The sequence below is a fragment of the Sorangium sp. So ce327 genome, from assembly GCF_051530205.1.
GTDB classification, from domain to species: Bacteria; Myxococcota_A; Polyangia; order Polyangiales; family Polyangiaceae; genus Sorangium; species Sorangium cellulosum_B.
In genome coordinates this window covers 8,941,863-8,956,178 of record NZ_CP150330.1, presented here as the reverse complement: position 1 = coordinate 8,956,178, position 14,316 = coordinate 8,941,863, and the positions used below count along the sequence as shown (strand labels likewise).

At 72.0% G+C, this 14,316-nt stretch carries 12 protein-coding genes; 3 read left to right on the top strand and 9 right to left on the bottom strand.

Features of this window, described 5'->3' with window-relative positions:
• Positions 1-2 precede the first annotated feature (2 nt).
• Entirely contained in the window at positions 3-842 is an 840-nt protein-coding gene (locus WME95_RS33415; protein ID WP_437903400.1) for a hypothetical protein, read from the bottom strand.
• Between the two features lie 329 nt (positions 843-1,171).
• Between WME95_RS33415 and WME95_RS33410 the strand changes: the two genes are divergently transcribed.
• Together WME95_RS33410 and WME95_RS33405 are read left to right on the top strand one after the other, a co-directional pair.
• The gene (locus WME95_RS33410) at positions 1,172-1,807 is read left to right on the top strand and encodes a hypothetical protein (RefSeq protein WP_437903398.1); all 636 of its coding nucleotides are present in this window, start codon (positions 1,172-1,174) and stop codon (positions 1,805-1,807) included.
• 164 nt (positions 1,808-1,971) lie between these two features.
• Positions 1,972-2,355, top strand: coding sequence for a hypothetical protein (locus tag WME95_RS33405; protein WP_437903397.1), 384 nt, complete (start codon positions 1,972-1,974; stop codon positions 2,353-2,355).
• Here WME95_RS33405 and WME95_RS33400 read toward each other — a convergent pair.
• From WME95_RS33400 to abc-f, 4 genes are all read right to left on the bottom strand, one after another.
• Positions 2,313-2,534, bottom strand: a complete 222-nt coding sequence (locus WME95_RS33400) for a hypothetical protein (RefSeq protein WP_437903396.1) — start codon at positions 2,532-2,534, stop codon at positions 2,313-2,315. The two genes, WME95_RS33405 and WME95_RS33400, sit on opposite strands and share 43 nt — an antisense overlap.
• A 205-nt stretch (positions 2,535-2,739) precedes the next feature.
• Complete coding sequence (locus WME95_RS33395; RefSeq protein WP_437903395.1) at positions 2,740-3,012, bottom strand: hypothetical protein; 273 nt, start codon at positions 3,010-3,012, stop codon at positions 2,740-2,742.
• Positions 3,013-3,103: 91 nt separating this feature from the next.
• Positions 3,104-5,674, bottom strand: coding sequence for an ATP-binding protein (locus WME95_RS33390; protein ID WP_437903394.1), 2,571 nt, complete (start codon positions 5,672-5,674; stop codon positions 3,104-3,106).
• A gap of 147 nt (positions 5,675-5,821) precedes the next feature.
• Positions 5,822-7,444, bottom strand: a complete 1,623-nt coding sequence (abc-f, locus tag WME95_RS33385) for a ribosomal protection-like ABC-F family protein (protein ID WP_012238670.1) — start codon at positions 7,442-7,444, stop codon at positions 5,822-5,824.
• Between the two features lie 268 nt (positions 7,445-7,712).
• On the opposite strand from abc-f, the gene WME95_RS33380 reads away from it, so the two are divergent.
• A complete protein-coding gene (locus tag WME95_RS33380) occupies positions 7,713-8,069 on the top strand; it encodes a Spx/MgsR family RNA polymerase-binding regulatory protein (protein ID WP_437543223.1) in 357 nt (118 codons plus the stop codon).
• Positions 8,070-8,072: 3 nt separating this feature from the next.
• Here the strand turns inward: WME95_RS33380 and WME95_RS33375 are convergent, their stop codons facing one another.
• The 4 genes from WME95_RS33375 to WME95_RS33360 all read right to left on the bottom strand — a co-directional run bounded on the left by WME95_RS33375 (position 8,073) and on the right by WME95_RS33360 (position 14,220).
• Complete coding sequence (locus WME95_RS33375; protein ID WP_437903392.1) at positions 8,073-8,792, bottom strand: hypothetical protein; 720 nt, start codon at positions 8,790-8,792, stop codon at positions 8,073-8,075.
• 292 nt (positions 8,793-9,084) lie between these two features.
• On the bottom strand, positions 9,085-10,167 hold the full coding sequence (locus WME95_RS33370; protein ID WP_437903391.1) for a hypothetical protein: 1,083 nt from the start codon (positions 10,165-10,167) through the stop codon (positions 9,085-9,087).
• Between the two features lie 96 nt (positions 10,168-10,263).
• Positions 10,264-11,784 (bottom strand): serine/threonine protein kinase, encoded by a 1,521-nt coding sequence (locus WME95_RS33365; RefSeq protein ID WP_437903390.1) that lies wholly within the window; start codon positions 11,782-11,784, stop codon positions 10,264-10,266.
• A 372-nt stretch (positions 11,785-12,156) separates the two neighbouring features.
• Entirely contained in the window at positions 12,157-14,220 is a 2,064-nt protein-coding gene (locus WME95_RS33360) for a hypothetical protein (RefSeq protein WP_437903389.1), read from the bottom strand.
• Positions 14,221-14,316 lie beyond the last annotated feature (96 nt).

The window sequence follows — 14,316 nt, the reverse complement described above, 5'->3', positions numbered from 1 at the left end:
GCTCACCGCGCGCCGCCGTCCGCTGCCGCCGCCGGCGCCGTGGGGGCCGCGCCGGCGGTCGCGGTCAGCTCGAGCGTCACCATCGCCTCCTTGGCGACCTTGGGCGAGAGCACCTCGAGCGTCTTCTGGGCGAGCTTGCCGAACGCCTCGCGCGGGCGGACGTCGTGCTCGGCGAGCCCCACCGGGAACGGCTTCGCCGTCTTCACGGTGACGCTCGCGGGCCTTTCGCCCTCGTACCTGAACGTGGCGATGAGCTCCACGGTCCTCGGGGACTGCCGCTGGTGCAGCAGCAGGTCGCCCGACGCCGTGACGGTCACCGTCCGCTCCGCGCCGGACAGCTTCGAGAGATCCTTCTCGCCGGAGGTCGAGATCGACCGGATCGCGAACTGGGCCTTCTCGTTCTTCGCGCGGACGTCGTCGGGCGTGTCCTTCGAGATCTCGAGCCAGGTGCGCGCGTGCTGGTTCTGCAGGTCGCTCTTCTTCTCCTCGCCGGGCTTGCCGTCGTCGCCCACGGCGGTCTGGAAGAGCTCGATCGTGGAGAGGTCGACCGTGATGAGGCCCGTCGTCCTCGTGATGTCGGCGGGGTCGACCTGGAGCGTCCCCGCGGCGGCGCCCGCGATCCGCCCCCGGATCTTCTCCTGGGGCGCCTCCATCACGAGCTCGACCTTGCTGCCCGCGCGGTCGATCGCGAAGGCCGCCGCGGCGGGCGCCTTCGGCTCCGGCGCCTTCAGCTCGGTCGCGGCGGGCGCGAGGCTCGGCTGCTCCCCCTGGCACGCGGCCGCGCCCAGGCCGGCGGCCGCGAGCGCGAGGAGGAGCAAGGTCCTTGTCCGGATCGTCTTCACGCTCGCCTCCAGGCTCTCTCGGGTTGTTGCGCGCCCGCGCGCGAGGGCGCGCCGCGGTCTCCACTTGAACAGGAAGGAAGGCGCCCGGGAAGGGAGATCGGGGTCATCGCCCTCGCTCGCCCGCCCGCTCGGCGTCGCGGTTCCATGAGTCCCATGGCCGAGATACGTGCGAGCGGGGCCGTGGTTTCGGTGGCGCCGCGGTTTCGGCGGCGGCCGGCCGCGCGGCGCAAGGCGGAGCGCGCGGGGCCTGGGCTGCACAGCCGCGTGTGGCCTGCGGTGTGCACGAGGCGGTCGTCGAAGACGGAACGAGCCAACCGGAGACAACTGCAATGAGCACGCGACGACTCGCGGCGGCCGCCATGACCGCCGCCGGAATGATGGCGCTCGCCGGCGCGGCGGAGGCGCAGGGCGCGGCGGGCCGGGATCAGCAGGTCCGGCCGACAGGCAACCTCCCTCCGGCGGATCAACCGCTCATCCGGCGAATCCCGGAGCCCACTGTCGCGGTGGAGGGCGGCCTTGGCGTCCTGGGCTTCCTGGGCGGCGCCGCGGGCGTCGGGCCGAGCTGGAACGTCCGGGTGACCGGGAGCATGTCGCCGCGCGTGGCCGTCGAGGCCAACTACACAGGCTCGGTGAACGAGCGCGCGATCGTGGGGAAGTCGCTCGTGATGACCTCGCTCGACGCGGGTCTGCGCTACAACATCCTGCGCGCCGACGAGGCGGTCGTGCAGCCGTTCGTGGTCGGGGGCGTGGGCTACGTGGGCTGGGCGGGCCGCGGCGGCGACGCGTTCGCGCTGTCGGTGCCGCTCACCGCGGGCGTGGAGCGGCTCGTCACGCGCAACGTCAAGCTGGGCGCTCGGTTCAACTTCCGTCCTGCGTTCTTCGACGACCTGAGCCTCGGCGGCGCGACGAGCCCGACGGGCGGCGACACGTGGGCGCTGCTCGCGCATGGCGGCGGCGCGTTTTGACCTGGCCATGGGGTCTTGACCTGCGCCGCGCCTGCGGGACGAGGCGAGCGTGGGCCGGGCCCCTGTCGTCCCGTGGACGTGGAGTGGAGTACGCTGCCGCCCGCTCGGGCGGCGACCCGCCTTCGGGGTTCCGCGACCGGGCTTCATCCACGGAGAACGACGGTATGAACACGCGCAGCGACTGGCCCCGTCGGGGCCTGAGCCTCTTCTTCACGGGGCTCTTCTTCACGGGGCTCGCGCTCGTCTCGAGCGCGGCTTGCTCCAGCAAGCAGCCGGCGACCCAGGGGACGTCGACGGCGGCGGCGGGCGAGCGGCGGGAGAACGACTGTTCGACCGGGCCGCTCCTCGAGTGCCCCGAGGGCCAGCTCGACGGCTGCGCCAACGGGACCACCACGGAGCACCGATGTGTGGACGCGGGGCGGGGGAGGTGCCTCGACATCCGGGCGGCGCTCGTGAAGTGCCTGGACAGCGAGATCCTGACGCACGACGGCTGCCCCGAGCCGGCCTACATGCAGCGGTGCGCGCCCAGGTCCGCGCAGCTGCCGTGAGGTGGCGGCCGGGGGGCGTCGCTCGAGCAGTGTTCGCAGGAGTGCGCCGGATCCCACTCGATGTCCTCGAGACCCAGCTTCCGCACCCACGCGAGCTCCCACATCTGCCTCGCGCTCACGTGGATCACGTTCCCCGAGCGGGGCATGTCGCTTGTGTTGATCCGTCGACGTCTGGACATGGGCTCTCCTCCTCGCGCGATCGAGGGCGCCCATTCTGCCGTTGACGAAGCGGCTCGCCAAGGGCCCTGTCACCGCGATCGCCAGTGACAAGATGCCTTGCGGTAGCCGTCAGAAATTATCACGGGTCGACTTGATTTCTCCTCGCTGTCCGGTCCGCAGCGCGCTCACCGGCCGTCCTGGCGTCGCGCCCGCCGGCCGGGCGGCTCAGCGATGCTTCCCCGCTGCACCGGGGCGCGGCGCACCCTCCGCGCCGGGAGCTGTCGTCGAGATGATCGGCCCCCCCGCGTAGGAGCCGGCGCCGCCTTCGCTGCCCCAGCTATCGACCTCGTCGCGCGGGGTGTCCTCGAGCTCGCCAGATGGTGTGATCGGCCCGCGGACGCCCGGGACGTCCGCCTGTGGGAGAGGCCGCTTCTCCTCGCTGACCTCGTGCGCGAGGCGCGGGTCGCCCGGCGGATCGTGCGTCGTATCGACTCCCATGTCTCCTCCTTCCCGAGGGCTCCTGGGACCGGCGTGCTCGATCGTCCACTCCTCCCCTGCGGCGGCTGTCCCGTCTGCCCGCCGCCCCGGCTCACCCCTCGTCGAGGACGGGGATCGTGAACCTGAACGTCGTCCCCACGCCCACGCGGCTCTCCACGTGGATCGTCCCCCCGTGCGCCGCCACGAGCTCCCGGGCGATGGCCAGACCGAGCCCGGTGCCCTTGTAGCCGTTCCGCTGGCCGCGCCAGAACCGCTCGAAGAGGTGGGGCAGCTCGTTCTCCGGGATCCCCGGCCCCGTGTCGGCCACCGAGAAGACGACGTGCTCCTCCCCGCGCTCGCACCGCAGCGTGATCGCCCCCTGGGCGCCCGTCACCTGGAGCGCGTTGCTCAGGAGGTTGGTGAGCACCTGGAGCACCCGATCGCGATCACACGTGACGAGCGGGACGTCGTCGGCCGCCACGACCCCCAGCAGGATCCCCTTCTCCTGGGCCTGCGACTCGAACGTCTCCACCGCCTCCCTGCCGATCTCCCGCGGATCCTGCGGCTGCCGGCGAAGCGCCAGCCGGCCGGCGCGCAGGCTCGCGAAGTCGAGCAGGTCGTGGAGCAGCCGATCCATCCGGTGCGCCGAGCGCTGGATCGCCTGGATCGCCTTCGTGTCGCCCTTCTCGCCCCGCGTCGCCGCGCGCTTCGTCATCACGGCGGCCGCCGTGAGGATCGCGCTCAGCGGGTTCCTGAGGTCGTGGGACACCGTGGCGAGCACGTTGTCCCGGAGCTCGATCGCGCGCTGCGCCGCCTCGTACAGGCGGGCGTTGTCCGCCGCGAGCGCCGCCCGCTGCGCCAGGTCGTGCGCCACCGCGAGGTCCGCCTCGTCGTAGACCCGGCCGGACCCCGCCGTCGCCAGCGTGATGCAGCCGAAGGTGCGGCCCCGCGCGACCATCGGGACCACCAGGGCCGACGTGATCCCGAGCGCCCGGACGAACCGGCGGAAGGCGCCGTTCTCGTCGAGCGAGGCGACCAGCGGGTGCGACAGATCCCCGATGAGCTCAGGGCGCTCGCTGCAGAGGGCCCGCTCCAGCAGCGCCGTCAGCGGCGGCGGGGGATCCATTTCGCGGAAGAGCGCCCGCGCCCTCTGGAGCTCCTCCGGGCGCGTGTGCGTCACCGTGATCCCGCGCGACTGCTCGAGGTCCGGGATCGTCTGGATGACGCACCAGTCTGCCAGCTCGGGGACCGTCAGGTGCCCCACCCGGTCGAGCGTTCCCTGGAAGTCGAGGGTGTCGCTGAGGGCGGCGCTCGCGGCGGCCAGGAAGCGCTCCCCCCGCTCGGCGCGTGTCCGCTCCGTGATGTCGAAGAAGGTCACGACGGCCGCCATCACGCGCCCGACCGGATCCCGGACCGGCGCCGAGCGCACGAGGATCCGCCCGCGCGCGCCGTCGTCGCGGACGATGTCGATCTCCTCGTCGATCACGACCTCGCCGGTCGTGATCGTCCGCGCGAGAGGCCAGTCCCGGGCCTCGTACGGCCTGCCCGACCGAGGGTCGAAGCCCCGGCAGACGGCGTATCCATCGATGTTGGGGATCTCCAGGAGCGGCAGCCCGAAGATCGTCCCGGCCTGGGGGTTCGAGAGGAGGACGCGCCCCGTTGGCGGCTCGGCGATGACGAGCCCCGCCGGCATCTGCTCGACAACGGTCGCGAGCAGGGCGCGGGCGTCGTCCGCCTGGCGCCGCGCCGCGCGCTCCTTCGCGACGAGCTGCGCCTGCACGATGATGCCGGTCGCCCGGCTGGTCATCGTGCGCAGCATCAGCGCGTCGTCCTCGGAGAACTCCTCGGCGTTGCGGGAGCCGAGGATCGCGACGCCGATGGAATGCCCCTCGTGGATCAGCGGCACGCCGTAGACGGCGCGCAGCCCTCTCGCCCGGATTTCCCGCGCGGTCACGGGCAAGCCGCCGGCCGCGGCGTCGAGCGACGTGGGCCCGCGCAGCGCGAGGACCGCGCGGGCGAACTCCCGCGCCGCCTCGAGCGGGGGCCCGGGCAGCGGCCCGTCGTCGATGCCCGCGGTCGCGTGGACCTCGAGGGCGTCCCCGTCCCCGAGCAGGACGATCGCCACGTCCACGGCGGCCGCCGCCTCCCGGGTGGCGCGGACGAGCGCCTTCAGGAAGGTGTCCAGATCGCTGCTGCCGAGCGCGGCCGTCGAGATGGCGTCGAGCGCCTGGAGCAGGCGCACGCGCGCCGCCTGGTAACGGGACACCGCGTCGGCGATCGCCTCGTCGATCGTCCCGTTCAGCTGGATGACCTCACGCCCCCCGTCCCCGCCGCCGTCCCGCTCCCACAGCTCCAGGATCACGGCGCGGAGCGCCGCGTACTCCATCACGACGTCGGCGAGATCGTACCCGTGGGCGAGCCGGCTCAACGCGTGGAGCCCAGGGAGCCCCCGGTGCTTCCGGTCGACCGCGGCCGCCGTGCCCGCGCTGCGCGTGCCCTCGGCGATGTAGGCGAGGATGTCCGGCAGGTGATCGGTCGGCCTCGGCGCCGGCAGCCGCCGCGCAGGGCTGAGCGCCTGGACTCGGTACTTCCAGGCATCCAGGAGCGCGTCGTGGTGGCGCTGGATGAAGTCGGAGAGCCGCTTTGGGTTCGGTCTACCGAGCAGATCCATCGGGGACCTCACGATAGCGCGAATCCTTGAGCGCGTGTTCACCTAGCGCAGACTCGAATCGACGAAATCGACGAGAGAGCGCCGCTCCCGGGCGGAGCTTGCTCGCCGCGCGCGCCGCGCACCACGCGCCACACGCCGCGAGCGCCACGTGGGCGCGGGTCAGCTCCGGATGCCTGGCGCCTCGTGTCCGCTCTGGGCGACATACTCCAGGTATCCCCCGCCATACACGCGCGGCCCGTCGGGCAGGAGCTCCAGGACGCGGTTGGACAGCGCGGCGAGGAAGCGGCGATCGTGCGAGACGAACAGCATGGTGCCCTCGAACGAGGAGAGCGCCTCGACGAGCATCTCCTTCGTCGCCATGTCGAGGTGGTTCGTCGGCTCGTCGAGCACGAGGAAGTTCGGCGGATCATAGAGCATGATCGCGAGCACGAGGCGCGCCTTCTCGCCGCCGGACAGGATGCGACAGGGCTTGTCGATGTCGTCGCCCGAGAAGCCGAACGCGCCGGCGAGCGTGCGGAGCGAGCCGATCGAGGCCTGGGGGAAGCTCGCCACGATGGACTCCCAGACGGAGCGGGTCGGGTCGAGGAGCTCCATCGCGTGCTGCGCGAAATACCCCAGCTTCACGCTCGCGCCCACGTTCACCCCACCTGCGTCCGGGGCGGATGCCCCCGCGACGAGCTTGAGGAGGGTGGATTTGCCGGCGCCGTTTACGCCCATCACACACCAGCGCTCGCGGCGGCGGATCAGGAGGTCGAATCCGTCGTAGATGGAGCGCCCGCCGTAGGACTTCTTCACCCCGCTGAGCCGCGCCACGTCGTCGCCCGAGCGCGGCGCGGGCTTGAACTCGAAGCGGATCGTCCTCCTGCGCTTCGGCGGCTCGACCTTGTCGATCTTCTCCAGCTTCTTCACGCGCGACTGGACCTGCGCCGCCTTGGCGGCCTGGGCCTTGAAACGCTCGATGAACCGCATCTCCTTCGCGAGCATCGCCTGCTGGCGCTCGTACTGCGCCTCGGCCTGCTGCTCGTTGATGGCGCGCTGCTGCTCATAGAACTCGTAGTTGCCGGAGTAGCTGGTGAGCTCGCCGCCGTCGATCTCGATGATCTTGGTGACGATGCGGTTCATGAACTCTCGGTCGTGGGAGGTCATGACGAGCGCCCCGGCGTACTGCTTCAGGTACCCTTCGAGCCAGATGATCGACTCGATGTCGAGGTGGTTGGTCGGCTCGTCGAGCAGGAGCGCGTCGGGCCTCATGAGCAGGATGCGGGCGAGCGCGACGCGCATCTTCCACCCGCCCGAGAGGGCGCCCACGTCGCCGTCCATCATGGCCTGGCTGAAGCCGAGCCCCGCGAGGATCTCGCGCGCCTTGGCGTCGAGCGCGTAGCCGCCGAGCTCTTCGTAGCGGGCCTGGGCCTGCCCGAAGCGCTCGATCAAGCTCTCCATCTCATCCATCCGCTCGGGGTCGGCGAGCGCGGCCTCGAGCTCGCGGAGCTCCGCGGCGACGTCGGAGACCGGGCCGGCGCCGTCCATGGTCTCGGCGACGGCGCTCCTGCCCTTCATCTCGCCCACGTCCTGGCTGAAGTAGCCGACGGTGACGCCGCGATCGATGGCGACCTGGCCGCCGTCGGGCGCCTCCTCCTTGGTGATCATCCGGAAGATGGTCGTCTTGCCCGAGCCGTTGGGCCCCACCAGGCCGACCTTCTCGCCGCGGTTCACCGCCGCGGAGGCCTCGAGGAAGAGGATCTGCTTGCCGTGCTGCTTGCTGATGGAATCGAGACGGATCACGAGGGGCGCTGCCGCTGGGGGCGGCTCCTTTCCGCGCCCCCTATACCAGACGGCCCGTCGCGCGATGCGGCATTTCGTCCGCCGCCGCCGTCGGCGGCGGCGCGCCGTGAACCGCGGTCAATCGGTGCATTGCCCGTCTTCGGGCGCATTCCGGGCGCATTGCACAGGAGCCCTTTTTTTTCTCTCCTGCTATGGGCGCGCTTTCCATCTCCTTTTTCGCGCTCATCCGCGCTTGATGTCGCGCGGCCGAGGGGGCAGAAGGCCCGGCATGAGCAAGGTCCAGATCCTCTCTTATGCCGGCTGCAGCACCTGCAAGCGAGCGCTGAAGTGGCTCGGCGAGCGCGGCGTCGACGTCGCCGTGCGCCCCATCGTCGATGAGCCGCCGACGGCCGCAGAGCTCGCCCGGTGGGTCCCGGCGAGCGGGCTCTCGGTGCGCCGGTGGCTCAACACGAGCGGGCAGAGCTACCGCGCGCTCGGCAAGGCGCGCGTGGACGCCGCGAGCGACGACGAGGTCACGCGGTGGCTCACCGAGGACGGGAAGCTCGTGAAGCGGCCTGTGCTGGTGAAGGGAAACCGGGTGCTCGTGGGCTTCCGCGAGGACGACTACGCCGCGCTGTTCGGCTGAGCCTCAGGGGGCCGAGGTGAAGCGGCCTCCCCGGACCTGGCTCAGCTCGAACGAGCTCTCCGGGTCGAGGTTGTTGTCCGTCGTGCCGTTGCGCGAGCGGCGGATCACGACGTCCACGTCGCAGCTCTCGGGCTCCTGCGAGCTGGTCTCCTCCAGCTCGCCCGCGCCGATGGTGTACGTCCCCGGGTCGCCCCCCACATCGAACGTCTTGGAGAAGATGCAGTCGCCCTTCACGTCGATCACCATGTCGTCTCCGGACGCGCTCGGCGCCCAGGCGATCGTGAGGTCCTCGCCGCGCGGGACTGGCTCTCTGGGCAGCGCCTCGAGGTCGAACGGATCGGGGAGCGTCCCCACGTTGTTCGTCGCGTCGTCGTCACCCTCGTCGTCGCGGTCCAGCAGCACCTTGATCTCGGTGCCTCCTGCGCCGACGTCGACGGCGGCCTCGTAGACCCCATCGCTCTCGGCGGACATCGCGACCGCCTCGCCGTCCACGGTCGCCGAGATCCGATCTCCCGCGCTCAGGATGACGTACGTGTTGCTCTCGTCGCCGCCGGCCTTGAGGGTGGCCCGCAGGGTCGTCGACGACGCGCTCTCGGCGATCGCCTCCAGGGTCGCCGAGATCCCTCCGGTCTTGATCTGCTGCGAGTCGAGCGTCTCCGTGCAGCCTGCGAGCAGACCGGAGGCTGCGACCCCCAACATGGCCATCGTGGTCTTCGTGATCATGAGTTGCCCTTTCCTCACCGCCTCACCCGCAAGGGCGCGTCGGCCTGTAGTTTTCCATGGGATACTACGCGCGGCCGCGCCCCACGACGAGGCGCAAGGTTCCGACGGTGCGCGGCGCGGCGATCGTGGATTTCCCTTGAACGTCGCATCGCAACGCGGCTTCGAGGCGGCGTGAGCGCGCGCCGCGCCGTCGTGGCGCGTGCGCCACATTGCCGCGCGCGCCGCGCCGTCGTGCGTGCGCGTGCGCCGCGCTACCGTGCGCGCGCGAAGGCGGCGACAGGCGTGGGCTGGTTCACCACTGGCTGCGCACCACGACGCCGCCGCCGGTCGGTCCCGCGAGCAGCGACCAGCTCACCGCGCCTGCTTGGCGGTAGGGCGCGGCGCTGGCCTGTGCGCCGGTGGTTGTGCTGGCCTGCGAGCCGGACGAGGAGGGCTCCGTCAGGAGGAGCACGAGCGCCGTCCCGGCCAGCGCCGCCCCGGCGCCGAAGCCGATCGTGCTCACCAGCCCCAGGTCCTTCGCGCGCTTTCCAGCGGCCTGCCCTTCGGCGGTCTTGCATACCGCCCTGCCGGAGCCGACGTCGTCGCAGTCCTCCTCCGCGTGGCGGCTCTCGCTGAGCGCCATCGCTCCCGTCACGCCCCCGGCGATCAGCCCGCCCAAGGCGAGCCCGCCCGTCACGTACGTCAGCACGCGCCGGCCGCTGGTCCCGGTCGGCGCCGGCGTCCGCGACGCGCCCTCGTCGCGCTGCGACGGCGACAAGGCGGGCTGATGGGGAAGCGGCTGATCCGCCGGTTGCGCGGGCGGCGGCGCCTCGGGGAGCTTCACCTCGAGCTCGATCGTCTTCTGCTCCGACTTCTCGATCGTGAACCGCACCTCGTGCGTGGGCCCGCCCGGCGCCTTCGTCGTCACGACGTGCTCGCCCGGGTTGACGGGGAGCGCGATCCCGAGCGAAGGCCCCTCCAGCGTGATGCCATCGCGCTGCACCAGCGTCCCAGCGGGCGCGTCGGCCGGCAGCGACAGCGTGAGCTGTGGTACGAGCGGCACGAGCGCGTCGCGCTGCTCGAGCACGAGCTTGTAGCGATCGTACTGCTTGAGCTGCTCGGACTCGGACAGGCGGGAGTAGAGCGAAAGGAAGTCGTTGTAGCGCGCGACCGCGGTCGCGGTGCGCCCCCACTTGGCCTCGCACTCGGCGAGCGTGAACAGCCGCCCTGCGCGAGGATCGAGCCGGTAGCTCTCGGTGAGGGCAGGGCAGCCGGTCTGGAACTTCCCCGCCAGCATGTCCGCGAGGCCGCGGTTGAAGAGCGACTCGGCCACGGCCACGGCGTCGGGCTGCGCGCTCGCCGGCGCGGCGATAGCAATGCACAGTAGTCCGCTCAAGACGGACCCGGGCCAGAAGGTTCGCATCGGAGGTAACAGGAGATACCTCCTTTGGGACCGCCCCAGGCAAAAAATCAGCGCGTTGTGGGGCCGCGCTCAGTCTGCCCCGTAGAGCGACTCCCGGGGCTTCGCCGCGTTCGCTGAGGGGGAGGCGGTCGGCGCGATCTTGCGCCAGGCGCCGGGTGGCGGCGCCGGGGTGCGCGCCGCCGGGGTGCGCGCCGCTGGCGAGGCCTTTGAGTTCGCCAGCACTTCGGGAGCGATGGCCAGGCCGCCGTCCGCGGGCGGCGCGGCGGCGGAGCTCGCTGGCGCCGCGAGATCGGTCGACCTGGGCGTGCCGGCCGCCTCGGGCGTGCCGGCCGCCTCAGGCGTGGTGCCGGCCGCCTCGGGGCGGGCGGCGCCCGGGGCGGCCTCGGGCGGCGTGGAGGGGGGCGCGACGGCCGCAGCCTGCGTCGCCTGTGCGTGCTCGGTGGGGCCGGGGGCCGGGGACCGGCCCTTGCTGAACGCGGCGAAGGCGATGGCGCTGCCGCCGACCAGGGCGATGGCCGCGACGGCGAGCGCGGATCGGCTTCGCGGCGCCGCCGCCGCGCCGGTTCCGGTGCCGACCCTGGTCTCCACGCCCGTGGACGACTGGGCGGCCACCGGCATCGACGACGCGGGCCCCTGGTTCAGCTGGCTCATCCGCGGGATCGGCGTCTCCAGCCCGAGGAGGCGCGACGATCTGATCGTCATGGGGGCGATGTCGAAGACCTCGGCGAGCGCCTCCACCGCGGACGAAGCGGTCGGGAAGCGCGCCTCGGGCTCGCGCGCCGTCGCCTTCGCGAACCACGCGTCGAAGCCGGGGGGCAGCTTCACCCCCTCCGTCTCCGCGCGCGCGGACGCGGGCTCCTGCGGGCCGTGCATCGCGATCACCGCGAACGCGAGCGAGTTGCTGTACTCGCGCATGTCGTTCAGCCAGTAGGCCTTGCCGACGAGGGTCGTGTACGCGATCATGCCGAGCGCGAAGAGGTCGACCGCCCGCGTGATCGTCTCGCCGCTGAACTGCTCGGGCGCCATGTAGAGCGGCGTCCCGAGGGCGGCGGTGTTCGCCCCTTCGACCGCCGTCTCGGCGACCAGCTTGGCGATGCCGAAGTCGAGCACCTTGATCCGGATCTCGTCGTCGTCGTCGCTCGCCGCGAGGAAGAGGTTCGCGGGCTTCAGATCGCGGTGGACCACGCCGGCCGCGTGCGTTTTGTCCAGGGCGTGCGCGGTCTGGCGCAGGTAGGCGATGGCGTTCTCCGGCGGCAGGCGCCCGCCGCGGCGGATGCGCTTGCTGAGCTCCTCGCCGCGGAGCAGCTCCATCACGAGGAACGGCATGCCGGTGTCCAGGTCGATCCCGGCGTCGAACACCTCGACGATGTGCTCGGTCGCTATGCGCGCGGCGATGCGCGCCTCGAGCTTGAACCGCGCGTGGAACTCGGGGTTCTCGGCGAGGTGCGGGTGCATGACCTTGAGCGCCCGCCGCCGATCCGTCTCGACGTGGACGACCTCGTAGACCGCCCCCATCGCACCCGTCGCGATGCTGCGCACGACGCGGTACCTACCAGCGAACAGCATCCCCTCGTTGAAGTTCAGCGACATAGTCTCACCCGCGTCGAACGAGGTTACACCACCTGGTCGGACGGCCGCACTCGTTAACTTGCAGACCTTACAAACTTGCAGGCCGTAAGACTCCCCACATGGAACTCCCGATGTAGGGCGCGTTCGTTACATCTGCGCGCACCAGGCAACAGGTAAGCGCCCTGCGCTGATTGGCGCCGCTCGCGCGGAGCGCCGACGGTCGTCGCTCGTGGCCGCTCGTCGCCGCTCGTCGCCGCGAGAAGATCCCGTGATTCCGTGGCTTACGGGGCTCTTCAGCGGTGATGTGGCGCCCGTCCGTTCTGATCGTTTTTCACGACAGACACATCGACATCGTCAGATGCACCGGCGGAGCGTGGGCGCCGCCTGTCCCCGTCAGAGCACGAGCACCGCCAGCAGCCGGGGCCCGTGGAACACGTCGAACCCGCCGATATCGAGCTTGCGACCGATCGTGTAGATCGTCTCGTCTCCGCGTCTGGTCGCGCGGATACTCGATAGGATACCCTGGCCGATCGCCTCCACGTTGTAGGACAGCTCGGTGAGCAGGCGGAGCCGGCTGAGGTACGAAGTCAAGCGGAGCCGGAGCCCCACCGACACGTTGCCGGAGAGCGCGATCATCGTCGCCTCGTCGACCTCGCGCGGGGCGCCGGGGACCGCGGGATCCGCGGAGAAGGCGTAGCGCACCGGGCCGGCGCCGCCGTAGAGGCCGAGATCGCCGAACGGCGCGAGCCGCGGCCACTCGCCGTTGCCCATCCGCACGCTGAAGCCGCCCTGGTAGAACCGCGACGTCACGCTCTGGGCGGGGCTTTGCCGCTCGAAGACGTAGACGTCGCCCTCGCCCGGGTCCCGCTCGCGGAGCGCATAGAAGATGCGCGGGAGCTTGTAGTCGATGTACCTGAAGCCCGCGAGCAGCTCCTCGAGGTAGAGGTCGTCCGCGGCCTCCGGGAAGAGCTTCGTCAGGTCGAAGCCGACGTCGATCTGGCGGAGCAAGAGCTGGAAGGGCGCGCTGGCGACGGCGCCGGCGTCGCGGTCGGTCGCCGGATCGACGGCGAGCTCGGTCACGTTCCCGGCGGTGAAGCGCGCGATCTTGAGGCTCGTGCTCACGCCGGCGAGGTCGGCGCCGATGTCGAAGACGTCGCTCGCGAAGCCGTTCAGGCCGAGGAGCCTGCCGAGCGAGCCGTCGTACTGGATGTCGCCGCCCGACGAGAACAGCCGGTCGGTCTTGAAGCCGGCGTTGAGGCGCGCGGCGTCGCGCGCGTGGTCGAAGTCGTACGTGAGCAGCGCCCGGCCGCCGACCATGAACACCGGATCGACGTCGTAGGCGAGCCGCCGCGTCCTGCCCCGGTAATCGTTGACGCCGCCGGAGGAGCCCGCGCTCGCGAGCTGGTGGAAGAACAGGAGCTCGACGTCGCCCTTCAGCTTCAGGTGGACGGCGTCGAGGCTGATCGTCCGGCCCTGCTCGAGAAAGCCCTCCTGGGCCTCGAAGCCCGCCGTGTCCTCGAGCGGCGTCCGCGCCGGCGCGGAGAGCGCCTCGGCGCAGGCGGAGAGCGCCGCGCGCTGCTCCTCGAGCACCCTGGAGATCGCCTCCGCGCGCGCCACGGCGGCCCTGTAGCCGGGCTCGTCCCGCGCCACCCGCCGGGCCTGCTTCACGACGTACGGCGCCACGGCGAGCGCCTCGATGTGCATTCGCAGGACGAACGACAGCGCCTGGAGGGCGTCGCGCGCGATCGTCCGGGCGGGCTCCTGCCCCGCGCTCGCCGCGCGGAGCGCGGCGGCGGCGAGAGCGACGTCCCGGTGCGCTCCGGCGAGCGCCCGCCGCCGCGCGGCGGCCCTCGCCTTCGCGGCGGCGACCTCGGGCGTGTCGGGGGCGCCGAGGGGCCTCCCGGCCGAGAGCCGCTCGACGCTCCGCTCCTCGGCGGCGAGCGCCCGCGCGTGCTCGGCGAGCGCCTGCCACGCGGCCGGCAGGCGGCTCGCGGCGCTCGCCTCGCCCGACGGCGCCGCGAGCGCCGCGAGCGCGTCGAAGAGGCGCGCGAACGCGGGCGGCGCGCCGCGCTCACCGCGCGCGCGTCGTCGAAGAGGCGCGCGGGCGAGCGCCTCGTCGAGCTTCGCGCGGTAGAGCTTGGCGAGCGGGACCTCGTGCTCTCCGTCGTAGGGGGGCGTCTCCTCGAGGCGCGCGCGGAGCCGCTCCGCCTCGACGTCGTCGAGGCGGAGCGCCGCGATCCACGCGTCTCCCGGGGAGTACGGGGTGCTCGAGAGGACCTCGTCGGCGAGCCAGGCCGCTCGCTCCAGATCCGCGGCGCGATCGTCGATGATGGCGCGGCGGGCGTCCTCGTTCGCGAAGGCGCGGGCGGCGCGGACGTTGTACGTGGTTGGCCCGCAGGCCGAGGCTGCTGCGGAGGCGAGGAGCAGGAGGCCTGCGAGCGCCGGGCCCGGTCGCATCGGCGAGAGTCTACCACGGCGTGCGAGCGCACTGGACGCCGCGCCGCCGGCCTGCTCAGAATGCGCGCCCGTGGCTCCCAGCCGACCCAGCGAGAT

What these genes read in the sequence shown, in the direction of transcription:
- WME95_RS33375 (WP_437903392.1), bottom strand. Translation starts at nt 8,792, where the DNA reads ATGATCACGAAGACCACGATGGCCATGTTGGGGGTCGCAGCCTCCGGT.
- WME95_RS33380 (WP_437543223.1), top strand. Translation starts at nt 7,713, where the DNA reads ATGAGCAAGGTCCAGATCCTCTCTTATGCCGGCTGCAGCACCTGCAAG.
- WME95_RS33365 (WP_437903390.1), bottom strand. Translation starts at nt 11,784, where the DNA reads ATGTCGCTGAACTTCAACGAGGGGATGCTGTTCGCTGGTAGGTACCGC.
- WME95_RS33410 (WP_437903398.1), top strand. Translation starts at nt 1,172, where the DNA reads ATGAGCACGCGACGACTCGCGGCGGCCGCCATGACCGCCGCCGGAATG.
- WME95_RS33400 (WP_437903396.1), bottom strand. Translation starts at nt 2,534, where the DNA reads ATGTCCAGACGTCGACGGATCAACACAAGCGACATGCCCCGCTCGGGG.
- WME95_RS33395 (WP_437903395.1), bottom strand. Translation starts at nt 3,012, where the DNA reads ATGGGAGTCGATACGACGCACGATCCGCCGGGCGACCCGCGCCTCGCG.
- WME95_RS33360 (WP_437903389.1), bottom strand. Translation starts at nt 14,220, where the DNA reads ATGCGACCGGGCCCGGCGCTCGCAGGCCTCCTGCTCCTCGCCTCCGCA.
- WME95_RS33405 (WP_437903397.1), top strand. Translation starts at nt 1,972, where the DNA reads ATGAACACGCGCAGCGACTGGCCCCGTCGGGGCCTGAGCCTCTTCTTC.